This is a genomic window from Paenibacillus cisolokensis (assembly GCF_018403665.1).
Taxonomy (GTDB): domain Bacteria; phylum Bacillota; class Bacilli; order Paenibacillales; family Paenibacillaceae; genus Paenibacillus_AH; species Paenibacillus_AH cisolokensis.
Map to the genome: position 1 here is coordinate 42,020 of NZ_BOVJ01000050.1, position 26,013 is coordinate 68,032.

A 26,013-nucleotide genomic window follows, 5' to 3' on the forward strand; every position below is an offset into this window, starting at 1 on the left:
ACCTTCATCCCGAATCACCTCCTGACCTTTTGACATCCTCAATCGTCGGCACCTTCAGTTTTTTGATGATTTGGCCGTTCTTCACATAGCCGAACTCTTCCAGCTTCTTCATAATCTCGCGGTTCGCCAGCACGACGGCGTCCTCAATCGCCTTCCGCTGATTCTCCCCGTCGAACACAACCTTGTTCCATGCGTTGCTCAGCTCGCGGTCCAGCATATAATCCCCGGGAATATGCGGCACGTCCTTCAGCCATTTCCACTGCTCCAGAATGATTTCCAGATCCTCTTCCGGCCACGGCAGCTCGCTGAACGCATCCAGGTTCGCACTGTTCCAGCGGTAAGTCGGCCCGTAGATCGTCTCGATCAGATTGCCGAATTCGGCCTGCACTTCCGCGGACGTCCACCACTTCACGAATTCCCATGCCTGCTGCTGTTTATCGCTGTCCTTGAAGACGATGACGCCTTGGCCGGTACCCGGCGCCCAGCGGGCAATGTTCCCTTTGTCGTCGGCGATTCCGGGGTAAGGCGCGATCTTCCAGGACCCGCTCAATTCCGGCGCGGCCGTCGTCAATTCCACATATGTGTTGTAGTTGGAAATGCCGATCGGCAAATGTCCGTCCCGGAAATGATTGTAGAAATTCGGGATTTGCAGCGGCATGTTGTACACCGTGAAAATATCCGTCATCAGCTTGAACCCTTCCAGCGCTTCCTCGCTGTCCACCGCCGTTTTCGTGCCATCCTCCGCGAACAGCTCGCCGCCCTGCTGATAGAAGAACGGTGTCGTCAGGTTGAACGATTTCATCGCGCCCGCTTCGGCAAGCGGAACATAAAAGTTCATGCCGTAGCGCTGCAGGCTCGGCAGGATGGCCAGCACATCCTCCCAGGTTTGCGGCACTTCCAGGCCGAGCGCATCGAGAATGTCCTTGCGGTAAAAGAGCACCCAGAAGTTCTGCGTCTCCGGCAGCGCATAGACTCCGCCGTCAAAGATGAACGGCAGCATCGCTCCCGGCGCGAAACGTTCGAGGACTTCTTCGTAATCCTCAAATTGGCTGAGATCCGTCAGCGCTCCCCTTAACGCGAATTCATAAGGAAATTTCTCGCTTACGCCGAGCGCCACATCCGGCGATTTGCCCGATGCGTTCGCCAGGATGAGCTTCTGCTCGTTCGGCATGAGAGACAAGGAGACTTTAATGCCGGTTTCGGCCGTGAACGCCTGATTGGCCAACTGCTGCATCAGCATGACATACTGCCGCGGGCGGTTAACCCAAATTTGCAAGGAGTCCTCGTCCGTAGGGCTGATGCGCGTGTAATCCGTCGTAAACGAAGTGAAGAAGTTGCCGGACATGGCGGATATTTTCTGCCACCAGCCTGCCTTGGCCTTCGGCAGCTTCTTGTTGTGATAGACATAGAACTTGTCGAATTGGATCGGCTGCTGCGGCAACGTCAGCAGCATGTCTCCCAGCTTTTGCGTAACGGAGCCGGAACCTTGCGAAATTTGATCGAACCTTACAGGTATTTGGGCCGGTTCTTTGGCCAGCCGCTCCAGTTGCTCGGCCCCGATCAGCAGATTTCTGGCCTGATCCGGATTTTTCCGCTTAGATCGCGCAAATATTGATACTCCTCACGCAATTTGCCGGCAATCCCGTTCAGTCTTTCCGTAATATCCGGCATCTGTTCGGTAATATCCCAATCGCGGTAGACGTCCTGGGTGTTTCCGGTCGCCATTTTGATTTCCAGATTGAGCTCGTTAAGCTCTTCCATTACATCTCTTACCGTTTGAATGACCCGTTGGTAAGGAGACGGGTCGGCGATCAACGTCAGCTGATGCTCTCCTTCGGTCAGATAAAACTTGAAAGGTTCTCCTTTGTCGTTCGAGAGCACCTCGTTTTCCCAGTCCGAAGCGTACGGAAACGGATAAGGCGCCACTTCGCGAAACGGTACTTGCCCGTCGATCAGCAGCTTGCGGAATACGGGCATGTTGATATTGAAATACTGGGTATATTTGAAAGCAAGCTCGTAATATCCGGTTTTTTCCACGTTGATATTCCAGGTGACGCTCTGTCCGCCGTGCTTCCAGCTGTCTCCGCCGAGCGTATTGAGCGTAATGAGAGACCCCCGGTTCGGCGTTACGTTGGCATCTCCGCTGGCTATCGCCTGAATATACGAATCCGATTTCAAATCCGACTTCTCCGCCTCGAATGTATAGAGCGCCTCGATCTCATCGGATGCGCCGTTGCGCTGCAGATAGTCTTCATAGGAAGGCAACGCCTCGGGAGACTCCACACGGATCCGTCCGATCAGCATCGCTTCCCTCAAATACAGCAATTTGATCTCGTTGCGGCCTTTCTTCAGGTAAAATGTAAGCGGCTCATTGTTCAGGTAGCTCGCATCCGTCAGCGCGGCGCTTTGCCACCGCTGCACTTCGACCTGCTTGGCGAACACCTCATTGCCCAGCTCATCGGTCTGGAACTGCTCGGATTCATTGGCCCAGAGCCGCGGAAATACGATTCTGCGGCTTTCGAAGTACTGGTATTCGCCGTTAATTTGAATGCCTCTCTCCGGCGGCGTAATTTTGCCCGGAAGGGCAAAATAATCTATTTGAATCTGATAAAGCCCGTCACTCGGGACATTTACCGTGAAATTGATTTCAGGAGTCAGTTCGTTCCATAACACGACTTGCTCATCGTAACCGTTTGCTTGCGAGATTGGAGTTAACTCGGCTTTTTTGCTGCCGGCATACAACTCGGCAGGATGAATAACCGCTTGAAACGATTGCGAATCGGAGTAACCCGCTTGCTCCCACTTCTGTTTCACTTGCAAATAATAATCCTCGGTCACTCTCCGACCGATCCCGCGGCTGCCTTCCTCCTGCTCTGTATCCGTTCCGCCTTGCTCATCGTCTTGTCCGGAATTTTCTTCACCGTCTTTTTAAATAAGCTGTCTAGCAAACTCTTTGTACTGCCGTCCGAATTGGCCGAGACATGCTGTGACGGAGAGGATGGAAACAATGCCAACAGCATACATAAAACAAGCATTAATGCCGGCGCTTTACGCTTCATAATTTATTCTCCTCTTCGAGGTAAATAATCGAACGCCAATATCCAAACAGCAAAGTGTGAAAAAGTGTTCTCTCCCTGAAGCAGGGAGAGAACATGTTCATCCCGGAAGTTATGGCGCCGCGCTCAGTTGGTCCGCAGCGGTTTTGTAAGCATCGTTCATCCGTTTCTCCAGATCGGGCGCCACGTCTTCCAGCTTGGCCTTACGCTCGTCGATTTGCTTGAACGTCTCTTGATAGATGTTCAGCGCATCCATGTAGCCCGGCAGCCACTTGATCGGATCGACAAACCCGTCCGGAATCATGGCAATCATGTCGCGCATGCCTGCAGGCATATCTTCTCTGCCCAGGTAAGCGTTCCATACTTCTTCGTCATTAATGAGCGGAATGCTGTTCAGCGGCCATTCCGGCTTCATTCTTTCCATCCAGCCTTCCTTGGAGTAAGTCAGCCATTTCACGAATTCAAAAGCTTCTTCTTTATGCTGGGAGCTTTTCGTAATGCCGACATAATCGGTAATGAGCGGAATCCGTTGTCCTTTGGAAGCGGGCAGCGGCCGGATATCCCATTTGAAATTGGCATCCTGGATGCTTCCGTTAATGAGCCAGGTACCGTCATACTGCATGCCGATCTTGCCGAGCATCCAGGGGTTTTTATCTTTGCCGTACCATTGTTCTTTTTCTTCCTGCTTGTAAATATCCAGAGACACCTTATCCGAATAAAGCAACTCATCGATAAATGCTATCGTTTCTTTAAAGGCCGGACTGGTGAAGTTGAACTTCTCGCCGTCCCATGTATTCCAGCCCAGGGACGGATCGAACGCAGAGGTCAGCGTTTCGCGCATCCCTTTAATATTCGCCATGCCGAATTGATTGTCGTTGTACTTGGTCAGTTTGATTGCGGCTTCGCGCATTTCGTCGACGGTCCAGTTGGCAGACGGAATCGGAATGTTCTCTTTTTCGAACAGATCCAGATTGAGGAACACGCCGAACATCAGAAGCGAGTGCGGAAGCGCATACTGTTTGCCGTTATAGTTGGCGGTCTCGTCCAGGTTCTTGAACGTGTTGCCCGCCTGATACTCGGGATCTGCTGCCAGGAAGGGGGTCAGATCCTCCAGCCATCCGTTGGCGGCCGCTACCGGTACGCCGAATGTCCAGATTACATCCGGAAGCTGTCCTGCGGCTGCTACAGCAGCCAATTTCTCGTTCCACGGCCAGGTGACCGCCGGATCCGTCTCGATATTGATGTGCGGATGCGTCGCTTCGAAAGCCTCGATGATGCGATTCGCTTCTTCTTCGCCCATCCAGGTGCCCCATTTGAGCGTCACCGTTTCTTTCGGCGTATCCGTCTGTTCGTTTGCCTGTTCGTTCGTCTGCCCGGCAGAGCCTTCCGAGTCCGTCGAGGAAGCAGGAGGTTGATTCTGGTTGCTGCTGCCGGTTTCCCCGCCGCCGCTGCCGCAGCCGGCAACGACGAGCGCCAGACTCAGTACCAGCATCAGGATAAATGAGGTCGTTTTTCTCATTTTTACATCAGGCTCCTTTTTTTGATTTCCTGTGACATGCCCTTTCTTTTTTCAACATGCATGCGCTTTCACAATCCGCCCGACCCTATGAATGCGATTACATTTTCCCCGATAGTTGCAAGACAGGAAGTAGCATAGAAACGCGGAAAGAAAAAATAGAAACGTTTCGATTTTAAGGTGAAAAGATTCGATTCATACGCAAAAATACGATATTTTTCTTTTGAAAGCCAGTTGATTGCTAGCTATTTTCGCGCTTGTTAGCCCTTTCATCATTTGTCGTGAATATCGAAACGTTTCTATCATTAATAAAAATTTACCATATGATCATGTCGAAATCATTTCTTTTTATCTTTTTATCCTTCTCGTCTACCGTGCCTATGTGAGTTGAAGCGCCAGGGATTGGGATAGCGAGACGACCTCGTCAGCCGTCACCTCCCGGCCCAATCGCTGCGAAATATAGATTCCTTCGCTGATCAGCATCGTCTGCAAGGCGATATCCGCCGTCGGCAGCAGCTCGACCCTGCCTTGAAGCGCGGCGATCCAGTGGTGCTGCGAAGAATCGTAGGCGTCCATGTTGTCCCGCAGATTATGCCAGCGGTAGCTCATCGCGTCCAGGTTGAAGGTACTGTCCATTTCCATATCGCACATATTCGTATGGTAGGTCATCGGCGTCGGTTTGCCGTGCGCATAACCCGGAAGCCGTATTCCCCCCTCCGAGCCTATGATGCTGCTGCCTTCGAAATCATTCAAATGAACCGCCCACGATTCGATGATGTCGAGCGTAAGACCGTCCTTGAACCGGACAAAGCCGACGCCGAGCTCTTCCACGTCAAACTGCGAAATGTTCTTTCGGCGTTCGTCGATCTCCATTTCCTGATAAGTGCTGCCCGTTATCGTCTTGACTTCCCTATTGCCGAGCAGATACAGCAGCTGGGAAATATGATAGACGCCCATATCGAACAAAGCGCCGCCTCCGGCCGATTCCTTTCTCGTAAAAAATTGCGTGCCGTAGCCGTCCACATAAGGGCGTCCGCGCCGCCGGTAGCCGGTCGAGCGAGCGTGATACAGCTTGCCGAGCTTCCCGGCTTCGATCAGCGTTTTGCCGCTAAAGTTTCTTTGGCGTAGAGATAGCTTAATTGGATATGCAGCTTCCTGCCGTACTGCCTCGCCGCATCCACCATCGACTTGCCGTCAATATACGAGCCGGCGATCGGCTTCTCGCAATAGACGTGCTTCCCTGCCTTCAGCGCTTCAATGGTCACCGGCGCATGGGCGTTATTATGCAGGCATATATCGACCGCGTCGATGTCGTCGCGCTGCAGCAAATCTTGGAAGCGGGTATACGTATGGGGAATATGATATTTCTCGGCTACGCTTTGCAGCTCGGCTTCATTGAGATCGGCCGCCGCCACCACTTCGGCGCCTTCGATTTTCGCATAATAATCCAAATGAACTTTTCCGATAATGCCGACGCCAATAATTCCGATTCTGATTTTATTCACCGCCGATCCCCTCCGTTAATCCGTTTCGCCGTTCAGGTGTGCAAGAATGCGCCGGATATTGGCAAGCTGCCATTCGACTTCCACGTACTCATTTTTGCTGGAATGATGCTCGACACTGTAGTGTCCTTCATATCCCGCATCGATCAGGATTCGAATCTTTTCCTCGTAGCGCGGCAGCACCCATGCTGCAAAATGAGTATGGAAGGCATATTGCGCACACAAGCGGTCCCCGTTTTCTTTATCCACGTCCCAGTTTTCCAAATGCAGCAGAATCCCAAAAGCGGGACTGTCCACCGCTTCCACCAGCTTCTTGATGTTTTCGGGAACGCGTGAGGTGCCCCAATGGTTTTCCGGACCGACCTTATAACCGCCTTCTTCAGCGCGGCGGGCAAATTCTTTGTATGTTTTGACGGTATACTCGAATTGTTCATCCGACATTTCCAGATCATGCCCGCCCATGTCGATTCGGACAGTCTGCGCGCCCAACAGCTCCGCGGCACGCAGGTTCATCAGCGCGTTTTGATAGTTCTTCTCCCTCAGTTCGGGGTCCGGCTCCCATACATGCGCGCCGTCCACGCATAAATTGGCCAGATGGAGTTCCCGTTGGTCCATATGCTTCCTGATTTTCAGAAGATAGTCTTCTTCATAGGAGACGAGCATCATATTCCATATATCGGCTCCGCTGACATGATAACGATATTTCAAGCTTTCCAAATAACCGAACAAATCGATTTCCTTCCGATTAAACATGCCGTGAAAAGAATAAGACGCGATTGAAATATGCATGCTCCCGCTCCTTACATTTTAACGTATTCATCCTAACGCAGACCCTCTCATTCCATCTCCAAAACTGCCGCTACAGGATAATGGTCGGACGGAAATTGGCCGTTCACCTTGCTCCTGACAATCTGCACCTGACTAATCCGGATCTCCTCGGTGGCAAAATGTAGTCGATCGGCTCTCCCTCTTCACCCCCTTCAAAATTATGATAGGTTGCCCCCGGTCTGGCCGCCGCAGCCTCGAAAGCGTTCCGAAGCTGCATCTTATAGCCTTTCAATGTCACTTCCCCGCACAGAAACCGGATGACCGGATTGTCCGGCGCGGCGTTCAGATCTCCCATCAAGACGGCAGGAAGCCCGGTGTGGGCACGCATTCGCCCGATTGCACCGGCAATAAGCAAAATCCCTTCCTCACGCGCCTGTTGGCCGATATGGTCCAGATGGGTATTGAAAACCAGCCATTGATGAGCCGGTTGTTCAATCGATTGGAATTGTGCCCATGTGCATATTCGAGGAAAAGCGGCATCCCAGCTCTTGCTTCCCGGCACATCGGGCTGCTCGGATAACCAGAATTGGCCTTCCTCGACAACGTCAAGCAAGCTTGAATCGTAAAATATCGCGGAGTATTCGCCGTTCGTTCCGCCATCTCTTCCCTGGCCTATGTAACGAAAGCCTTTCAGCTTTTCTTTGAGAAGCTCCAGCATGGAGCGGGAGCCTTCCTGGGTTCCGAGCAGCAGCGGCCCGAATTGCCTGATCACCTCTGCCGCCCGTTCAGAACGGCTCTCCCATGCATGCTTCGCCGAAGTCCCGCTCTCGGTGCGCAGGTTAAACGTCATAACCGGCAGCTTCACGGCTCTTCCTCCCTCCGGTACGAATCAATTCGAAACGTTTCGCAAATCGGATAAAAAAATACAAATGAAACGGATAAAAACGCAATAACAGTCAACCTTTCGGTTTTTTAGTAATCGCTTTCAAGAATTCGAAACGTTTTTCTTCAATATATCACCGTATCGGACGGTTGTAAACCCTTTCTTTTAGATCTATATGCCCATTTTCATCTTCTATTCGTCCCGCTTCGCTTCGGTATTCGCTTGGTGTTTCGTTCGCACGGCCTTTTCGTTTCTGTGCTATACTTGAAGAAACTGTTGTGCAATATAAAATGGATACGAGCCGACCCGAATTCGGAGCTCTTACCCGAAACAGAGGACGCAAAAAAGGAGTTGCCCGATGAAACAACATCTGCTGTTCGATCTGGACGATACGCTAATTCATTGCAATAAATATTTCGGCCTCATCATCGACCAGTTTATCGATGAGATGACGACCTGGTTTAAAAGCTTCGACGAAATTACGCCTGAAATTATCCGGGACAAGCAAACCGAAATCGATATCGCCGGCATCGAAATCGTCGGCTTCAAGAGCGATCATTTTCCGCAATCGTTCGTCGAGACGTACCGGCACTTTTCAAGATTGACCGGCCGTCCCGAGTCCGATGCGGAGAAGGAGCGGCTATGGAAGCTGGGCCTTAGCGTCTACGAACAGGAAGCCGAGCCGTATCCGCATATGGAAGAAACGCTTATGACGCTGCGGGAGTCCGGTCACGAGCTGCATCTGTACACAGGAGGAGAGCGGCGGATTCAGCGGCGAAAAATCGAGAAGCTGAAGCTGGAGCGGTACTTCGGCTCCCGCATCTATATTCGCCGCCATAAAAACAGCAATGCGCTGGAAGCCATATTGGCGGAAGGCGGATTCGACCGCAGCCGGACGTGGATGATCGGCAATTCGATCCGGACGGATGTCGTGCCGGCGCTGACGACCGGCATTCACGCCATCCACGTCAAAACGGAGCAAGAGTGGCAGTATAATATCGTCGATATCGACGTCGCCCCGAAAGGCGCTTTCGTTACGGTCGGCCGGTTGTCCGAAGTGCCCGGCGCCATTCAAAACTACGTGGTCTCGGCCTGGAACGCCTGACTCGTCTAATCGTCGAATACGGCCCGGATCGCGCCGCTTGCCGCGTCGTGCAGCACGAGACGGCCTTTTCCCTCCGAGCCGTCCGGACGGCGAAGCGAAAGCTTTCGGGTTTCGCCTTTTTGAAGCAAGTCCCGGACCATGGCCGGGGTCAGCTTCTTGCCGGACTGGTCCTTCCACATGACGAACGTGCAACCTTCGCGGTATGCGCTGCAGCCGAAGCCCCGCTTCCCTTCGATAATCGTCCCCCGGCAACCCGGCTTCGGACAACTTCCATAAGCGGCCGGCTCCTTGCGTTCGGCGGACGCTGCCGGTTTGCTCCCGCGCGCGGCGCTGCGCCTGCCTGCCGTTCTGCCGCTTTTGCGGCCTCGGGACCCGGAGCCGGTTCTGCCGCCGTCCTCCAGCGTGCCCGGCGCTGCCGGCTGCTGCTGCCGAACCTTCTCGACAATTTGGACCGCAAACCGTTTCACCTGCTCCATAAACCGTTCATCGGACGCTTCCCCGCGGGAAATTTGATGCAGCCGCCGCTCCCACTGCCCGGTCATCTCCGGAGAGGCGAGCAGCTCCACACCCGCGCCCCGAATGAGCTCGATCGCGGTCAGCCCTTTGGCCGTAATATCGAGCCGTTTGCCGCTCGCGGCAATGTACCCGACCTGCTTCAGCCTTTCGATCGTGGCCGCGCGGGTCGCCGGCGTACCGAGCCCCGTCTCCTTCATCGCTTCCCGCAGCTCGTCGTCTTCGATCGATTTCCCGGCGCTCTCCATCGCTTTCAGCAGCGTTCCTTCGGTATACGGCTTCGGCGGCTGCGTCGTCCTCTCTTTCGCTTCGGCTTCGGTGCAGCGAACTTCTTTGGCCTTATCGATGAGGAACGGCCGATCCGTTACCGTCTCGTCCTCCGGACCGGCTTCGTCCTGCCCGTCCTTCTTCCGCTTGCGCGCCGCGGAAGCGTCGGCGTCCTGCTGCACGACCTTCCAGCCCGGTTCGAGCAGCTCCTTCACTTTCGTCCGGAACGTCTCACTTTCGCAGATCGTCCATACCGTATGATTGCGATAGCGGGCCGGCGGATAATATTGCGCCAGGAAGCGCCTGACGATCATGTCGTATATTTTTTGCTCGTCGGCGTTCAGCGTTGACGGCTTCTTCGGCGTCGGCAATATGGCGTGATGATCCTCCACTTTCGCCGGATTGCATACGGCCCGGTTGCCTTTATGGACGCGCCCGCGGTCCGCGCCGGCCGCCAGTTTGGCATATTCGGTCCCGCCCAGCATCGCCAGCGCTTTGCTCATCGCCGCGATATTTTCTTCCGTTACATAGTTCGAGTTGGTGCGCGGGTATGTAATCACTTTATGCTTTTCGTACAGCGACTGCGCAATGTCCAACGTTTTTTCGCCGAAAAGCCGTATTTTCCGTTCGCTTCCCGCTGCAGCAGCGTCAAATCGTACAGCTTGAACGGATACTCGCTGCTCTCGGCGCTCTCGTATTTGGCGATGGCGGCGGGCTTGCCCCGCACTTTCCCGGCGATCGCTTCGGCCTTTATCCGGTCGGTGAGCCGCTCGCCCTGCCAGACGCCGGCATAGCTTGTCTTCTCTTGGAGGAAGCTCGCCGCAACGACATAATACGTTTCCGGCCGGAACGCCTCGATTTCGCGGTGGCGGTCGTACAACAGCGCCAGCACCGGCGTCTGCACCCGGCCGACCGACAGCAGCGCCTTATGGCGGATCGTGAAGGCGCGCGAGGCGTTCATGCCGATCAGCCAATCCGCCTCGCTGCGCGCTCTCGCCGCCCGCGTCAGCGCGTCGTACTCGGCGTCGCTGCGCAGCGTCTCGAAACCGCGCCGAATCGTCTCCGGCGTCAGGTCGGAAATCCACAGCCGGTCGACGGGCTGCTTCAGCTTCAAATATTGGCGGATCAAATGGAAGATAAGCTGCCCTTCCCGGCCGGCGTCGCACGCGTTGATCAGCCGGTCGCAGCGCTTGGCGAGCTCGCCGATCGTCTTCAGCTGCTCCTTCGTCCGGGCGTTCGGCCACAGCTTGAACCGTTCCGGGATGATCGGCAAGTCCCGGTCGTTCCACCGCTTGTACTTCTCGTCGTACCGCTCCGGCTCGGCCAATCCGACGAGGTGGCCGATCGCCCAGGTGATCACATACCGTTCGCCTTCCAGATACGTCCGTTTGTTGACCGCCTTCGGCTCGACCACCGCCGCGATCGTCCGGCCCATATCCGGCTTTTCGGCTATAATAAGCGTCTTAGACATACCGCGTCAGCGCTCCCGCTGCGCCGCCGCCACTTGCTCGGCTATAGCCGCCTGAATGTCCGGCAGCGCGATAAAGGCGGCAATCTGCTCTTTCTCGGCCGCCGTAAACTGAAACTCGCTGTCGCACCCTTCTTCCTGCGGCACGATCTGGAAAATCTCCCCGTCCGGCGTACAGATGACGAGCGCGGTCAAGTCGGCCGCATCGGCCGGCGCCGGCGTCTGCGGCGACAGCTCGAACCGCAGCTCGATGTCCACCCAATGCTCGTTCCGCCGCTCGATTCGCGGATAAAATGCGGTGAAGCGCAGCTCCTCCGCCGTATCCTGTCCATAACGGATCATGCCCCATTCCCCCTGCAATACGAACTCGAAAAAAGAACCGTTATCTATTTTACCACAACGATAAGTTCCGGTCAGCGAGCCGACGTTTCGGTCGGAGGCAGGGGCCGAGGTGGATGGGCGGGCAAAGGCAGACGGGTAGCGGGAGACGAGGCGGATGGGCAATGGCAGACGGTTTGGCGGGAGACGAGGAGGTCGGGCAAAGGTGGACGGGTAGCGGGAGACGAGGCGGATGGGCAGCAAAACGGATAAAAGGCGTCCTCCGGATTCGGCCGGCATGCGGCACGGCGCTTCTTGCAAAAAGCTCCCCGGCAAGACAGTGAACTTGACCTTCGCTTTAACATTTGCTACGGTACATCAAATGACCGAAAAAACTGCAAAAGTACAGTTTTTCATCCAATAATAAACAAAATTTAATAATTATTGCAATTATACAGGATTTTTGTTCGAATTAGGCCAGATAGACAAAAATATCAAATAATTCCTGTATTTTTGCAGGCTTTTGTGTAAAAGCAGCCTTTTGGAGCTGAAAATCCTGCATTTTTGCAGGTTTTTAGCCAAGCGATTCGACGGTGACGTGAAGCACCCACGGATTCGAATCTCACCGACGGACGCCGGTCGTGCGACGAACGCGAATCGCGTCAACGAATACCGGCCATTGCCTGGCCCGCTCAAGAAAGCACTGCAGGCTATTTCAAGGCGTCATCGGCAGGTTCAGTTTACCCCCTCTTCTCCGGCGGCGGCAATCACAAAGGACACCACCGCTCCGCCGTCCTCCGCGTTGCAAGCTTTGATCTCTCCCCCATGGCTTTCCACCAGCCGCCTTGCAATGTAAAGGCCGAGACCGGAATGGCCTTCCGATTGCCCCCGCGCTTTGTCGGCCCGGTAAAAGCGTTCGAACGCCCTTTCCTCCTCCCCGGGCGGGAATCCGGGTCCGGTATCCCGGATCCGGAAGCGGACTTGCCGCCCTTCGACTGCCAGTCCTACTTCGATCCGACCGCCTTCGGGAGTATACGATATGCTGTTGGAAACAATATTGCCGAGTATGCGCTCCAGCTTCTCCGGATCAATCCGGCATACCCCCATGGCCCCCTCCGGCAGAAAAGAAAGGCGAATCCCCTTGGCCGCGGCCGCCGGCTTGAATTGCTTGATCAGCTTCCCGGTCCAGGACACGAGCTCCACCGGTGAAACGTTCAGCCGGTCTTCGAATCGTTCCAGCTCAGCGCTGTACTGGAGCTGGCGCACGAGCCCGGCGCTTTTGCTGGCATTATCGCGGATGACCGTCAGATACCGGCGCAGCTTGTCTTCCGGAGCCCTGGAATCGAGCAAAGCTTCGGCATAACCCGAGATAATCGAAATTGGCGTTTTCAAATCATGGGCCAGCGCTTCGATCATTTCAGCCTTCTCCCGCTCCAGTCTCCATTGCGCGGACAGCGAAGAGCGCAGTTCCTCCTGCATTCGGGCGAACGCCGAGCACAATTGTCCCAGCTCATTGCCTGACCGGTATTCAATGGTGAAATCCAAATCTTTGTCCGCGACTTTGCGGGACGCCCTCATCAGCATCCGGATCGGCTCGTTGATTCGGCCGGCAATCGTTTTGGCGAAAAGCAGCGTAAACAGAAAAATGTAAAAAAACGGCGACAGCAAAAAGGCAGCAAAAACAGCGGCAAGCCAGCCTTGACCTTCGGCAAACGTCGGACTGAGCGAGTAGGACAGCAGCACAGCGCCCGCAATCCGCCCGTCCCCGCCGATGATCGGCACCGTCTGCACATACCGGCCGCGATATCGGATCGGCTTATTCAGCCCGTCATATAGTTGCTGCCTCCCCTCGAAGACTGGTTCGTGCAAGGTGCCGTATCTGTAGTTGCCGTCGCCGTCTACCACCTGATAAAGAAATCCGGCGCCGGGAACTTGCCGCTCCAGTTCTTCCTTCGCGGAAGGATTAAGCAATGCTGTATTCTCCTTCCGGATATATTCCTTAATGTCCGGAATCTGCTTTTCGTAGTAGTTGGCCGGATAGACGCCTTTGTATTCCATCCGGGTAAACAATACGGCGCCGAGCGCGTATGTGGCGGCGGTAGCCAGCAAACTGAGCAGAAGGATGAGCGCGAAGCCAAGGACGAACTGCGACTTCAGCGACCAATCGGCGATATTCTTCATCTTCTACCCCTTTTCCATTTGTAGCCGATGCCCCAGACAGTCTGAATATAGTCTCCGGAAAGATCGGCGGCGGCCAGCTTGGCCCTGATTTTTTTAATATGCTCGACAATGGTGGAAGAGTCCCCTTCCGCATCCCAGCCCCAGATCCTTTCATATATCTGCTCCCGGGAAAAAACTTGACCGGCATGCAGCGCAAGCAGTTCCACGATCTCGTATTCCTTCCGGGTCAAGGCGACCGGCTTTCCGCATACCGTTACGGACATCCCTTTCAGATCGAGCTCCAAATTTCCCCAGCGAAGCAGCGGCTGAGCGGCTTTGTCTCCAACGCCGGCCCCGATGTTCTGTCTGGCGCGCTCCTCCCTTCGCAAATTCGCCTCGATGCGGGCGAGCAATTCCCGCAGTCCGAACGGCTTGACGATATAATCGTCGCCGCCCATGGAGAAGCCCTTAACCCGGTCGTTCTCCGACTGCCTGGCGCTAACGAAAAGGATCGGGCACGCGACGGTGTCGCGAATTGCCCGGCACACGTCGAAGCCGTCACGGCCCGGCATCATGACGTCCAGAATGACCAAGTCGGGTTTGGAGCCGGCCAGCTCGATGCCGCGTTCTCCGTCATAAGCGGCCAGTACGCGGTGCCCCCTCGCCGTCAGTTCATCCGACAGCAATTCCACCATGTCACGCTCGTCGTCCACGATCAAAATCGTACTCATTTGATCCTCCGTTGTTCTACCAGCTGTTCTATTCGTAAGTTTTGCGTCCTTCCCAACCGACAAACCATATTGTACCGCAGATCGAAGCAACGATAAATGAGGCAACAGCCATCAGCAGGACGCCGTCCACCTGCCGGCAGTACAGCTCGAAGGCTGAGGTGCCGGTCCCGTTCTGAAATTCCGAAAGACGCGCCAGCAACGGAAACTGCGACAACCGGACAGGCCAGGCCCAAGGGACGAATTCCCAAATCCGGTCGCCGACCACCGTCGCGCCGACGATCGCAGCCAGCAAAAATCCCGCTCCGCCGGCAGCTGCCGAAGCGCCCATCCCGAAAGCCAGCGCCAAAAACAGATGAAACACACATAGCGTAAGCGATCCGATCGTCGTGTAAGCCGCGCCGGCGAGAAAGAGACCGGCATCGGCGTCTGCGATGCCGAGCAGCGTCTCCATACCGAAGACAAGCAGCAGAGCCGCTGCGAAAATCCCGAAGCCGACAGGAAGCGTCACCATCAGGAGCTTGCCCGCAAAGCTCAGCGCTCTCGGCTGCTGCCGACCCAACAGCCCGCCGAAGCAGCCGGCCTGCTCCTCCTGCATGGCGAGCATTCCGGCCAGCAGGCCGATCGCGAGCGGAAGCGCCGAAGCGGTCATTTGGCTGAAAGCTTCATAGATCGCATTCGCCAATCCCGGAGCAAGCGGCCGGCCTGAGAAATACCAAAGCAATATTCCCGCAGCTAGCGGCGGCGCCGCAAAGACGAGCCAGCGGTAACCGGTTCGTTTGGTGATCAGCCAATCGGTACGGAGAATGCGCAAAAGGGTCATCGCTAGCGCACCTCCCTGCGAGCGTACCATATGGCGGTCAGCTGCAAGGTAACAGCCAAAAACACGAGGGCGAGACCGAACCCGACCGGAATAACGGAAGCGCTAAGCAGCGGGTCGCCGTCCGGGAGCGGAACGCCGTTCGGGTGGACGCCGACAATCGGGGCCATCAACCGGGTCGGCCAGCTCCACGGGACCGCCGGCCAATACGGCTCCGGCGCCGAAAGAACGCCAGCAAACATCCCGGCCAAACCGAGCGCGAGCGAAACTGCCGGCCCCTTCCATGCCGCGACCATCAAATGCAGCGGAATCAGCGCCGTCGACAGCATCCAGACAACCGCACTTGCCCCGATAATCCGCCAGAAAGGCGCAGGCCCGTCCGCTATGAGCAGCCCCGCGAGCAGCGTTGAGGCCACGAGCACTCCGGAAGAGATGAACGTATGACCGGCCAGAACGGCCGTTTTGGCCAGCCAGAGACGCGGAAGCGAGACCGGACGCGTCCTGAGGCTGCGCTCGGCTCCCGATTTTTTCTCCCGGGCTTCGGTCAGCGCGCACAGAAGCGCCGTCCCGAGCGGCACGAATAGAACCGGCCACCAGTTAAACACAATGAACAGAAGCGCCTCCCAGGTGCCGATGCTTTGGTCGGGCATCAGCATTTTGACGACGATGGCGTACAGGACAAAGAAAAGAGGCGCGCCGCATACCAGCTTTCGGGCAAACGTGCGCTTGGACTTCAAGGCTTCCGCCTGAAGCAGGTTAAGCATCGCCCGCTCCCTCCTTCCGCCTGTCTGCCCGGACGACGTCCATAAACAGCGACTCCAAGTCGGTTCCGTGCCGGTTCGCGCCTTCGTAGCGCAGCCTTCCACCGCTAATAATCCCGATGTCGTCGGCGGTATGCTCCACTTCAGAGAGGATGTGACTCGACAGGATCACGGTGATGCCCCGTGCCGGAAATGAACGGATCAGCCCGCGCAAATCCTGGATTCCGAGCGGATCCAGGCCGTTCGTCGGCTCGTCCAGAATGAGCAGTTTCGGGTTTTGCACGAGCGCGATGGCGATGCCCAGCCTTTGTTTCATGCCCAGCGAAAATTGGGAAGCTTTCTTGTTGCCGGTGTCCGTCAAGTCCACGGTTTCGAGCACCTCCCGGATTCGGGATTCGGGCAGCTGCAGCAATCGGGTGTGCACCAGCAAATTTTCTCGTGCCGTCAAATTGCCGTACAGCGCCGGGGACTCGATCAGCGCCCCGATCTCCCTCAAGCAATCTCGGGTCCACGGCTTGCCGTTTATCCATATTTCGCCGGAGGAAGGCCTAAGCAATCCCGCAATCATTTTCAGCGTCGTCGTTTTGCCGGCCCCGTTCGGCCCGAGCAGACCGTACACCGTACCCGCGCGGACATGAAGCGAAACGCCGGAGACCGCCGTTTGTTTGCCAAAACGTTTTTCCAGATTTACCGTTCGCAAAATGTCGTTCATGGCTATCATCCTACTCTGTCAGTATTCCGGGAGAAATCCCCTTTTCGACAAAGAGCATATCAAGCAATTATAAAGAATCGATAAAGAAAGGTTGCGAATCGGAAATCCGTTTGCAAAACCTCCGGCTCGCCGCCAGAGGCGAATCGGAGGTTCATCGGCAACCGTTAAATTTGGACCGTGTGCAGTTCATTCATGTTGCCGTTCTCATCGCCGATAAACTTCTTCGTCAGCAGTAGAGAATGCCAATGATGAGATCATCTTCGCGCAATAGCCTGCCCTAACTCTTTATTGCCGCTTCGGACATTCACGGAAAAAATAAATTCCAACAGCTCATCTTCAACGACTAGCGGAATGTAACATTCGAATCCGTTAACCGAGCGGTCTCCCGTTTTAAAGGTTGCGTGAAAGAAAGACCGCTTTTCCGCAGGAAAATCGAAGGCGATTGCGGAATCTTCCCGCTTAGCGATAATCGCGTCGATTCCGCCAAATCCCACCATAGGGAAGTGGAATTGTATGCATCTTTTATGTAATGTCAAAGGAATGAATAAAAAAATAAGCCCTTCTTTTCCGTAAAGGATGGAAGGGCTTTGCAGAGCTTTTATAATTAAACGGATTCCCTTGATTGAAGCAATAGCTAATCATAAAACCCCGACCCGCCGCGAGCGGCGAATCGGGGGTCTCGCAGGAATGCCGTTACGGCTGCCTGACGCCTTTTTCTTGACAAGCGGACTCTCTTTCCTGACAGCTTTGAGTCGACATTACGGCAGCATCGTGGAGCCCATCAGGTAGCGGTCCACTTCGCGCGCTGCCTCACGGCCTTCGTTGATGGCCCATACGACAAGGCTTTGGCCGCGGCGCATGTCGCCGGCGGCGAAGACTTTGTCCACGTTCGTACGGTATTTGCCGTATTCCGCCTTTACGTTCGAACGGCGGTCGCGCTCCAGGCCGAATTGGTCGATCAGGGTGTTCTCCGGTCCTTCGAACCCGATGGCGATCAGCACGAGATCGCGCCGCATACTTTTTCCGTACCCGGAATTTCCTTGTAAATTTTGCGTCCGGTTTCGTCGACGATCCGCTCGATTTGAACCGTGTGCAGCTCTTTCACGTTGCCGTTCTCATCGCCGACAAACTTCTTCGTCAGCACGGAGAACGCCCGCGGATCTTCCCCGAACAGCGCTTTGGCCTCTTCCTGGGCATAATCGAGCGTATAGACGTTCGGGAACTGCGGCCACGGGTTCGTGATCGGGTCGCGCGTAAGCGGCGCCTTGGCATGCGTGCCGAATTGCGTGACCGATTTGCAGCCGTGGCGCAGCGCCGTTGCGACGCAGTCGGTTCCGGTATCGCCGCCGCCGATGACGATGACGTTTTGTCTTTCGCCGAAATGTAGTTCCCGTCCGCAAGCCCGGAATCGAGATAGCTCTTGATCGTGCTGTTCAAATAATCCATCGCCATATAGATGCCGCCCAATTCGCGACCCTCAATGTCGACGTCACGCGCCTTCGTTGCGCCGCCGCAAAGGACGACGGCATCGAATTCGTCCAGCAGCTGTTGGGCCGGGATATCTTTGCCGATTTCGGTATTCGTCACGAATTGGACGCCTTCCGCTGCCAGCAGGTCGACCCGGCGCTGCACGACCTTCTTATCCAGCTTCATCGTCGGAATGCCGTACGTAAGCAGACCGCCGATGCGATCCGCGCGCTCGTAGACGGTGACCGTGTGCCCCGCTTTGTTCAGCTGCGCCGCGCAAGCGAGCCCGGCCGGTCCCGAACCGACGATCGCAACGCGCTTGCCGGTACGCTTCTTCGGCGGATCCGGCACGACCCATCCTTCCTCGAATCCGCGGTCGATAATCGCTTTCTCGATCGTCTTGATGGTGACCGGCTCGCCGATCAGACCGACCGTACAGGATCCTTCGCAAGGAGCGGGACAGACGCTGCCCGTAAATTCGGGGAAATTATTCGTTTTGTGCAGCCGATCCAGCGCCTCGCGCCACAATCCCCGATAGATCAGGTTGTTCCATTCCGGTATCAGGTTGTGGACAGGACAACCCAATACCGATCCGTTCAATTCCATTCCCGTATGGCAATAGGGCGTGCCGCAATCCATGCAGCGCGCGCCCTGCGTCCGCAGCTGGTCTTCGGAAAGATGCTTATGAAATTCCTCCCAATCTTTAATGCGCTCAAGCGGGTCGCGATCGGCAGGCAGTTCTCGCTTATATTCCATAAATCCGGTAGGTGTCGACATGACCGCAATCCCTCCATTATTCGTCCCGATTGGCCAATTATCGGCCAGTTTATTTTAAACTATAACGGGATTTCCGTTGATCTGCAACTGAGAAGTCTTGTATATTCCCGTCTCCTATTTAAAATATCCTAGCATTCCAATCCAGGTCGAACCAATGGATTATCCGTATAATCATTTGCACTATTTGTCATACACCTTGTCACAAATCGCACAGGAACGCGTCATCGTCTTACATATGTCCGAAACCAGTAATCATAAGGATTTTCGTCGTTTTTGACGCCCTTTTCGCTGCCGGAGAGCTTCCATTCCGCCTCGTCGAATGACGGGAAATAGGTATCGCCCTCAAACTCCTCGTCGATTTCGGTCAGCAGCAGCTTATCCGCATATGGCAAAAACTGCTTATACACTTCCGCCCCGCCGATAATCATCAGCTCCCCGCCGCCGGCATACCGTGCCAACGCTTCCTCGACGGAGTGCGCGACTTCGCAGCCTTCCGGCCGAAAATCGCGGCTCCTCGTCAGCACGACGTTCGTCCGGTTTTTCAGCGGACCGTTGAACGATTCCAGCGTCTTACGCCCCATGACGACCGTTTTCCCTTTTGTCATGCGGACAAAATAAGCCATATCCGCAGGAATGCGCCAAGGCAGCTCATTGTTGCGGCCGATCAGCCGGTTGCGGTCCATTGCGGCGATCATCGTGATGCCCACAGCTCCCACGCTCCCTTCCCGTTATACCGACACTTCCGCCTTGATCGCCGGATGATGCTGGTAGCCGACAAACTCGAAATCTTCATATTTGTAATCGAAAATCGATGCCGGCTTGCGCTTGATGACAAGGCGCGGCAGCGGGTACGGCTCGCGCGACAGCTGCTCTTTCACCTGGTCGAGATGATTCAGGTAAATATGCACGTCGCCGCCCGAATAAATGAACTCGCCCACACCAAGATCGCACTGCTGGGCGATCATATGCGTCAATAACGCATACTGGGCAATGTTGAACGGCAATCCGAGAAAGGTGTCGGACGAACGCATCGTCAGCATGCACGACAGCTTGCCGTCGGACACATAAAATTGAAACGCAAAATGGCACGGCGGCAGCTTCATCTTGTCGATTTCCGCCACGTTCCAGGCGCTGACGAGATGGCGCCGCGAGTCCGGATTGCGCCGGATCGACTCCACCACCTGGGCGATCTGGTCGTGCCGTCTGCCGTCGGCCCCTTCCCAGGCCCGCCATTGCGAGCCGTACACCGGCCCGAGATCCCCGTTCTCGTCCGCCCATTCGTTCCAAATCCGCACGCCGTTGTCCTGCAAATAGCGGATGTTGGTATCTCCGCTCAAAAACCAGAGCAGCTCATGCACGACCGACTTGATGTGAATCCGTTTCGTCGTGACGAGCGGAAAACCGTCATTCAGATCGAACCGGAGCTGCCGCCCGAAGACCGAAATCGTCCCTGTCCCGGTCCGGTCTTTCTTTACGGTTCCGTTGTCCAAAATATCCTGAAGCAAATCCAAATACGCTCTCACGCTTCGTTTCTCCTCCCGATTGCTGACAAAGCCATTTCTTCTATTGTACCATACCGGTTCAAGTATGCGAACGTTTGTTTTGTCTTCGTTGCAAGCGCATTTCATACCGCTCCGGCGCGGTTTGATGGAGCCGAATCTCTTCTTCGGATTCGGGGATGACGGGCGGGACGGGCGTCGGCTTACCGTCCTTGCCGAGCGCTACAAAGGTGAAAAAAGCGGTGACCGCCGTTTTCCGCTCCCCGGATTCGACATTTTCCGACTGCACCTTGACGTAAACTTCCATCGAACTGCGATGCGTCCAGCTGATGAACGCTTCCACCTCGATCACTTCGCCGAGCCGGATCGGGGCGACGAATTCGAGACTGTCGGTCGAAACGGTAACGGTAGCCATGCGGGCATGGCGCATGCTGGCGATCGCCGCCGCCTTATCCATCAATTCCATCAGTTTTCCGCCGAACATCGTCCCGTGATGATTCGTATCCGAAGGGAAAATCAGTTGCGTCATAACGGTCCGGGATTCCCGGATCAACCTGCCTTGCCTGTCGGACATCGCTGTACGCCCCTCTCGTTTTCATTCATCATGAACGTTATGCCGTTGTTTTATACGGTATGATGACGAAAAAAGAGGTCCCGGTTGAACCAACCGCATGACCTCTCTTTCGGCAGTCTGCATGCGCATGCTGCGAATTATTTTACGAACGTGTGAATCGGATGGCCGAGCGCGACTTCCGCCGCCTCCATCGTAATTTCGCCAAGCGTCGGATGCGCATGAATCGTAAGCGCGATATCTTCGACGGTTGCGCCCATTTCGATCGCAAGGCCGAGCTCGGCGATCAGGTTGGACGCTTCGGCGCCGGCGACTTGCGCGCCGAGGACGAGCCCGGTGTCGGCGTCGGAAACGATTTTCACGAATCCGTCGGTCGACTGCAGCGACAATGCGCGGCCGTTCGCGCTGAAAGGGAACTTGCCGACTTTCACATTGTAGCCTTTCTCTTTCGCTTCGGACTCCGTATAGCCGACGCTTGCGCATTCCGGATCGGAGAAGCAGACGAGCGGAATCACCTTGTAATCGATCTTGCTCGGCAGCCCGGCGATCGCCTCGGCCGCCACCTTGCCTTCATACGACGCTTTATGCGCCAGCGCAGGACCGGGCACGATATCGCCGATCGCATAAATATGCGGAACGCTCGTGCGGCATTGATCGTCGATTTCGATCAGCCCGCGATCGGTCATCTTGATGTTGATCAGATCGAGACCGAGCTCGCCGTCCGTATTCGGCCGGCGGCCGACGGTTACAAGCAGGTAGTCCGCCGTCACTTTCTCTTCCTTGTCGCCCACCGTATACGTAACGGTGACGTCCTTGTCGGTCTGCTCCGCGCTCTTCGCCTGGGCGCCCGTCACGACGTTCACGCCTTGCGCCTTCAGCTTCTTCGCGACAAGCGACGACATGTCGGTGTCGAAGCCGGGAAGAATCGAGTTCGTGCCTTCGATCACGGTTACTTGCGTGCCGAACTTGGAGAACATCTGGCCAAGCTCGATGCCGATATAGCCGCCGCCGATAACGACAAGGCTCTTCGGCACTTCCTGCAGCGCGAGCGCTCCGGTCGAGGAGAGGATGCGTCCGCCGAACGGGAACGCCTTCAGCTCGATCGGACGGGAGCCCGTGGCGATAATGCAGTTTTTGAATTTGTAGCGCGGCGCTTCCTGTTCGTTGAATACGCGCGCCTCGTTCTCGTTGATGAACATGACTTCGCCCTGGAAGAACTGGACCTTGTTCGCCTTGAGCAGCGACGATACCCCGCCCGTCAGCTTCTTCACGACGCTTTCTTTGAACGCCTGGACTTTGCCGAAATCAACTTTGACCTCTCCGGCGTCAATGCCGATCGACGAAGCGTGCTTCACCGTTTCGTATTGATGCGCGGCAGAGATGAGCGCCTTCGACGGAATGCAGCCGACATTGAGGCATACGCCGCCGACATATTCTTTATCCACGACAAGCACGCTCTGTCCGAGCTGGGCGGCCCGAATGGCCGCCACATAACCGCCGGGACCGGCGCCAATGACCAGTGTATCGATATCGAGAGAAGCGTCTCCTACGACCATATCGTTATACCTCCATTACCAGCAGCTCCGGATCGGCCAGCAGCTGCTTGATGTAGTTCAAAAAGTTTTGTGCCGTCGCACCGTCGATCAAACGATGGTCGAAGCTGAGCGACAACGCCATTACCGGCGCGGCGACAATTTGCCCGTCGCGTACTACTGCTTTCTCCGTAATGCGTCCCGTGCCGAGAATGGCGACTTCCGGGAAGTTGATAACCGGCGTGAAGAACATGCCGCCGGCGGAACCGATGTTCGTAATCGAAATCGTGCTGCCCTTCATCTCGTGCGGAGCCAGCTTGCCTTCGCGGCCGCGCGTCGCCAGATCGCGGATCTCGTTCGCGATCATCCAGATGTTTTTGCGATCGGCGTTCTCGATGACCGGCACGAGCAAGCCGTTGTCGGTATCGGTGGCGATGCCGATGTTGTAATATTTCCGAAGCACGATTTCCTGGTTTTCCTCATCCAGCGTCGCGTTCAGAATCGGATATTCGCGGCATGCCGCCACCAGCGCCTTGACGATGAACGGCAGGTACGTCAGCTTGACGCCTTTCTTCTCGGCGATCGGTTTCGACTTCGTGCGCAGCTCGACGAGCTTCGTCACGTCCACTTCGTCCATCAGCGTAACGTGCGGCGCCGTGTAAACCGACTTGGACATCGCGCTTGCAATCACTTTGCGAATACCTTTGAACGGAATACGCTCCTCCGGACGATCGCCCGTCGTCTGCACGGCGGCCGTCTGCGCCGGACGCGCTTCGGCAACGCCTTGTGCCGCGGCTGCTCCCGGAGCGGCCTGCACGCCGCCGGAAGCGGCAGCATCCACATCTTCGCGGGTAATGCGGCCGTTCTTGCCGGTTCCCTGGACGCCCGTCAGATCGACGCCTTTTCGCGCGCGTATTTGCGGACGCTCGGCGTGGCAAGCACGAGTCCGCCTTTACCGGGCTCGCTCTTCGGCGCTTGTCCCCCGTCCGCAGCGGCCGGCGCCGCTTGTCCGGGCTGAATGTCGGCTCCGCCCTGCGACGCTTTCTGCTCTTCCTGCGCCGCAGCGCCGCCGCTTTCGACGGCTCCGGGAGCGGCCTGCTGCGGAATGTCTCCTTCCGCGTCGATAATGGCGACAATATCGCCGACATGGCACACTTGCCCGTCTTTCGCCAGCACTTCCAGCACTTTCCCGTTGACCGGACAAGGCACCTCTACGATCGCTTTATCGTTTTGCACTTCCATAATAATATCTTCGTCGGTTACGGTATCTCCGGGCTTGATCAGCATCTTGACGATTTCGCCTTCGTGCAGTCCTTCGCCCAGCTCCGGGAACCGGTATTCGAATTTCGCCACTTGTCCTACCTCCTCCAGCTGAACTATCGGATCTTAAAATTCCCGTACCTTGTTGACGGCGGCAATGATGCGGGCCGGTGTCGGAAGCCATACGTTCTCGATTTGCACGAACGGATACACGGTATCCGGACCGGCTACCCGCAGCACCGGCGCTTCCAGATGAAGAATCGCCTTCTCGTTGATCTGCGCGATCACTTCCGCGGCTACGCCCGCCGTCTTCTGCGCTTCCTGCACGACGATGGCGCGGTTCGTCTTTTGAATGGAAGCGACGATCGTATCGATATCGAGCGGCATCAAGGTGCGCAGGTCGATAATCTCCGCCTTCACGCCTTGCTTCTCCAGTTCGTCGGCCGCCTGCATCGCCGTATGCACCATCATGCCGTAAGCGATAATCGTTACATCCGAGCCTTCGCGGACGACTTTCGCCTTGCCGATCGGCACCGTATATTCGCCCTCCGGCACCTCCGCGCGGAATTTGCGGTACAGATTGAGATGCTCCATGAAAAATACCGGGTCATTGTCGCGAATAGCAGATATCATAAGACCTTTGGCGTCGTACGGATTGGACGGAACAATTACTTTTATGCCGGGCGTCTGGACGGCCAATCCTTCGAGCGAATCGGTATGCAGCTCCGCCGCGTTGACGCCGCCGCCGAAAGGCGTGCGGAACACGATCGGCGCGTTATAGCGGCCGCCGGAACGGTAACGCATCCGCGCAGCCTGAACGAACATCTGGTCGAGCGCTTCGAAGATGAAGCCGATGAACTGAATTTCCGCGATCGGCCGGAAGCCTTGAATGCCCATGCCGACGGCCATCCCCGCAATTGCGGACTCCGCAAGCGGAGTGTCGAACACGCGGTCCTCTCCGAATTCTTCCTGAAGCCCTTCCGTCACGCGGAAAACGCCGCCGACCTTGCCGACGTCTTCGCCGAACGCAATCACGTTCTCATCGCGTTTCATTTCGACGCGCATTGCGTCGCGGATCGCTTCCAACATATTCATTTGAGCCATGTTCGCTGGTTCCTCCTTATCGAAATTCGGCCTTAATTAAAATCGGCTTTTTGCTCTTCCAAATGTTGCGGCGTCGATTCGAACATGGAGTCGATCAGACCCTGCACCGTCATTTTCTCCGTATTTTCGGCCTTCTTGATATGCTCGTTGACGGCCGCTTTCGCCTCTTCCTTCACACGAGCCGTATCTTCTTCGGACCACAGCTTCTTCTTCTCCAAAAATTTGCCGAACCGGACAAGCGGATCTTTCATCGACCATTCGTTTTCTTCTTCCTTCGTCCGGTATTTCGTCGCGTCGTCCGCCATCGAGTGCGGGCGGAAACGGTAGGTGAGCAGCTCAAGAAGCGTTGCGCCTTCACCGTTGCGTCCGCGCTCCGCCGCATCGGAAACCGCTTTGTAAACGGCAAGCACGTCCATGCCGTCCACCTGTACGCCGTGAATGCCGGCGGCAACCGCCTTGTGCGCGATCGACAGCGCGGCCGTCTGCTTCTCGAACGGCGTCGTAATGGCATAGCGGTTGTTCTGCACGGCGAAGATGACCGGCAGCTTGAATACGCCGGCAAAGTTCAGCGCTTCGTAGAAATCGCCTTCGGAGGAACCGCCGTCGCCCGTATACGTAATGACGACGCGCTTCTCGCCGCGCTTCTTGAACGCCATCGCCACGCCGTTGGCATGCAGAACTTGCGCACCGATAATAATTTGCGGCATCAGCACATGCACGTCTTCGGGAATTTGCCCGCCATGCTGATGGCCGCGCGAATACAGGAACGCTTGATACATCGGCAAGCCGTGCCAGACGATTTGCGGCATGTCGCGGTAACCCGGACATATAAAATCGTCTTTATTGAGCGCGTACTCGCTTCCGATCATCGACGCCTCCTGGCCGGATACCGGCGCATAAAATCCGAGGCGCCCCTGGCGTCCGAGGTTTACGGCCCTCTCGTCCCATGTGCGGGTGAACACCATCCGATACATTAACTCTTTCAATTGGTCGTCGCTAAGATTCGGCATCAGATCCGGATTGACGACCTCGCCTTCCGGCGACAATATCGTCAACGGCTGAACCGGCTCCGTGTGCACTTCGTACTGAGCTTTACTGATCACCTTGCTCATTGTCAACGCTCACCTCGATCGTAATATTTGAAAATCGTGGTCCACTGTTATAGAATCATTATAAACCTGTTTTCACAAAATGGTCAAAACAAAAAAAGAAAAATCCGCTCGTTT

Annotated in this window: 21 protein-coding genes and 4 pseudogenes; 2 read left to right on the forward strand and 23 right to left on the reverse strand. The window is 55.8% G+C overall.

Features of this window, described 5'->3' with window-relative positions; genetic code table 11:
* Positions 1-4: 4 nt before the first annotated feature.
* The 8 genes and pseudogenes from PACILC2_RS07045 to PACILC2_RS07075 form a co-directional block, all read right to left on the reverse strand.
* On the reverse strand, positions 5-1,453 hold the full coding sequence (locus tag PACILC2_RS07045; protein ID WP_213528327.1) for an ABC transporter substrate-binding protein: 1,449 nt from the start codon (positions 1,451-1,453) through the stop codon (positions 5-7).
* A 45-nt stretch (positions 1,454-1,498) separates the two neighbouring features.
* Positions 1,499-2,304, reverse strand: a pseudogene (locus PACILC2_RS29865) (carbohydrate-binding protein); the annotation flags it as partial.
* A gap of 530 nt (positions 2,305-2,834) precedes the next feature.
* Complete coding sequence (locus PACILC2_RS07055; protein ID WP_213528331.1) at positions 2,835-3,059, reverse strand: hypothetical protein; 225 nt, start codon at positions 3,057-3,059, stop codon at positions 2,835-2,837.
* 109 nt (positions 3,060-3,168) lie between these two features.
* A complete protein-coding gene (locus PACILC2_RS07060) occupies positions 3,169-4,575 on the reverse strand; it encodes an ABC transporter substrate-binding protein (protein ID WP_213528333.1) in 1,407 nt (468 codons plus the stop codon).
* Between the two features lie 375 nt (positions 4,576-4,950).
* Positions 4,951-5,712, reverse strand: a complete 762-nt coding sequence (locus PACILC2_RS26525) for a Gfo/Idh/MocA family protein (protein ID WP_307860423.1) — start codon at positions 5,710-5,712, stop codon at positions 4,951-4,953.
* Positions 5,667-6,077 carry a Gfo/Idh/MocA family protein gene (locus tag PACILC2_RS26530; RefSeq protein ID WP_244863315.1) on the reverse strand — a complete coding sequence of 137 codons (411 nt, stop codon included), beginning with the start codon at positions 6,075-6,077 and terminating at the stop codon, positions 5,667-5,669. The genes PACILC2_RS26525 and PACILC2_RS26530 overlap by 46 nt, the downstream gene beginning before the upstream one ends.
* A 15-nt stretch (positions 6,078-6,092) precedes the next feature.
* Positions 6,093-6,863 carry a sugar phosphate isomerase/epimerase family protein gene (locus PACILC2_RS07070; RefSeq protein ID WP_062492954.1) on the reverse strand — a complete coding sequence of 257 codons (771 nt, stop codon included), beginning with the start codon at positions 6,861-6,863 and terminating at the stop codon, positions 6,093-6,095.
* A gap of 103 nt (positions 6,864-6,966) precedes the next feature.
* On the reverse strand, positions 6,967-7,707 hold the full coding sequence (locus PACILC2_RS07075) for an endonuclease/exonuclease/phosphatase family protein (protein ID WP_213528335.1): 741 nt from the start codon (positions 7,705-7,707) through the stop codon (positions 6,967-6,969).
* A gap of 376 nt (positions 7,708-8,083) precedes the next feature.
* Between PACILC2_RS07075 and PACILC2_RS07080 the strand changes: the two genes are divergently transcribed.
* Positions 8,084-8,830, forward strand: coding sequence for an HAD family hydrolase (locus PACILC2_RS07080; protein ID WP_213528337.1), 747 nt, complete (start codon positions 8,084-8,086; stop codon positions 8,828-8,830).
* A gap of 5 nt (positions 8,831-8,835) precedes the next feature.
* Here PACILC2_RS07080 and PACILC2_RS07085 read toward each other — a convergent pair.
* Positions 8,836-11,081 (reverse strand): annotated as a pseudogene (locus tag PACILC2_RS07085) (type IA DNA topoisomerase).
* Positions 11,082-11,087: 6 nt separating this feature from the next.
* Positions 11,088-11,420, reverse strand: coding sequence for a hypothetical protein (locus PACILC2_RS07090; RefSeq protein ID WP_213528339.1), 333 nt, complete (start codon positions 11,418-11,420; stop codon positions 11,088-11,090).
* 229 nt (positions 11,421-11,649) lie between these two features.
* Here PACILC2_RS07090 and PACILC2_RS07095 point away from each other — a divergent pair, with 229 nt between their 5' ends.
* Positions 11,650-11,820, forward strand: coding sequence for a hypothetical protein (locus tag PACILC2_RS07095; protein WP_213528341.1), 171 nt, complete (start codon positions 11,650-11,652; stop codon positions 11,818-11,820).
* A 311-nt stretch (positions 11,821-12,131) separates the two neighbouring features.
* Here PACILC2_RS07095 and PACILC2_RS07100 read toward each other — a convergent pair whose 3' ends face one another.
* From PACILC2_RS07100 to pdhA, 13 genes and pseudogenes are all read right to left on the reverse strand, one after another.
* Positions 12,132-13,577: a sensor histidine kinase gene (locus tag PACILC2_RS07100; protein ID WP_213528343.1), complete on the reverse strand. Its 1,446-nt coding sequence runs from the start codon at positions 13,575-13,577 to the stop codon at positions 12,132-12,134.
* Positions 13,574-14,287: a response regulator transcription factor gene (locus PACILC2_RS07105; RefSeq protein ID WP_213528345.1), complete on the reverse strand. Its 714-nt coding sequence runs from the start codon at positions 14,285-14,287 to the stop codon at positions 13,574-13,576. Before PACILC2_RS07105 ends, PACILC2_RS07100 begins: the two co-directional genes overlap by 4 nt.
* A gap of 28 nt (positions 14,288-14,315) precedes the next feature.
* Entirely contained in the window at positions 14,316-15,107 is a 792-nt protein-coding gene (locus tag PACILC2_RS07110; RefSeq protein WP_213528348.1) for a lantibiotic immunity ABC transporter MutG family permease subunit, read from the reverse strand.
* A gap of 2 nt (positions 15,108-15,109) precedes the next feature.
* Positions 15,110-15,868, reverse strand: coding sequence for a lantibiotic immunity ABC transporter MutE/EpiE family permease subunit (locus PACILC2_RS07115; RefSeq protein ID WP_062492946.1), 759 nt, complete (start codon positions 15,866-15,868; stop codon positions 15,110-15,112).
* A complete protein-coding gene (locus PACILC2_RS07120; RefSeq protein ID WP_213528350.1) occupies positions 15,861-16,577 on the reverse strand; it encodes a lantibiotic protection ABC transporter ATP-binding protein in 717 nt (238 codons plus the stop codon). Before PACILC2_RS07120 ends, PACILC2_RS07115 begins: the two co-directional genes overlap by 8 nt.
* Before the next feature lie 758 nt (positions 16,578-17,335).
* Positions 17,336-18,821 (reverse strand): annotated as a pseudogene (locus PACILC2_RS07125) (glutamate synthase subunit beta).
* Between the two features lie 221 nt (positions 18,822-19,042).
* Positions 19,043-19,528 (reverse strand): dihydrofolate reductase, encoded by a 486-nt coding sequence (locus tag PACILC2_RS07130; RefSeq protein WP_062492943.1) that lies wholly within the window; start codon positions 19,526-19,528, stop codon positions 19,043-19,045.
* A gap of 21 nt (positions 19,529-19,549) precedes the next feature.
* Positions 19,550-20,344 carry a thymidylate synthase gene (gene thyA, locus PACILC2_RS07135; RefSeq protein ID WP_244863316.1) on the reverse strand — a complete coding sequence of 265 codons (795 nt, stop codon included), beginning with the start codon at positions 20,342-20,344 and terminating at the stop codon, positions 19,550-19,552.
* Positions 20,345-20,402: 58 nt separating this feature from the next.
* Positions 20,403-20,894 carry an acyl-CoA thioesterase gene (locus PACILC2_RS07140; protein WP_062492941.1) on the reverse strand — a complete coding sequence of 164 codons (492 nt, stop codon included), beginning with the start codon at positions 20,892-20,894 and terminating at the stop codon, positions 20,403-20,405.
* Positions 20,895-21,031: 137 nt separating this feature from the next.
* The gene (gene lpdA, locus PACILC2_RS07145; RefSeq protein ID WP_062492940.1) at positions 21,032-22,447 is read right to left on the reverse strand and encodes a dihydrolipoyl dehydrogenase; all 1,416 of its coding nucleotides are present in this window, start codon (positions 22,445-22,447) and stop codon (positions 21,032-21,034) included.
* Between the two features lie 4 nt (positions 22,448-22,451).
* Positions 22,452-23,776 (reverse strand): annotated as a pseudogene (locus tag PACILC2_RS07150) (dihydrolipoamide acetyltransferase family protein).
* Between the two features lie 33 nt (positions 23,777-23,809).
* Positions 23,810-24,787, reverse strand: coding sequence for an alpha-ketoacid dehydrogenase subunit beta (locus tag PACILC2_RS07155; RefSeq protein WP_213528354.1), 978 nt, complete (start codon positions 24,785-24,787; stop codon positions 23,810-23,812).
* A 32-nt stretch (positions 24,788-24,819) separates the two neighbouring features.
* A complete protein-coding gene (pdhA, locus tag PACILC2_RS07160) occupies positions 24,820-25,887 on the reverse strand; it encodes a pyruvate dehydrogenase (acetyl-transferring) E1 component subunit alpha (RefSeq protein ID WP_062496829.1) in 1,068 nt (355 codons plus the stop codon).
* Between the last annotated feature and the right edge of the window lie 126 nt (positions 25,888-26,013).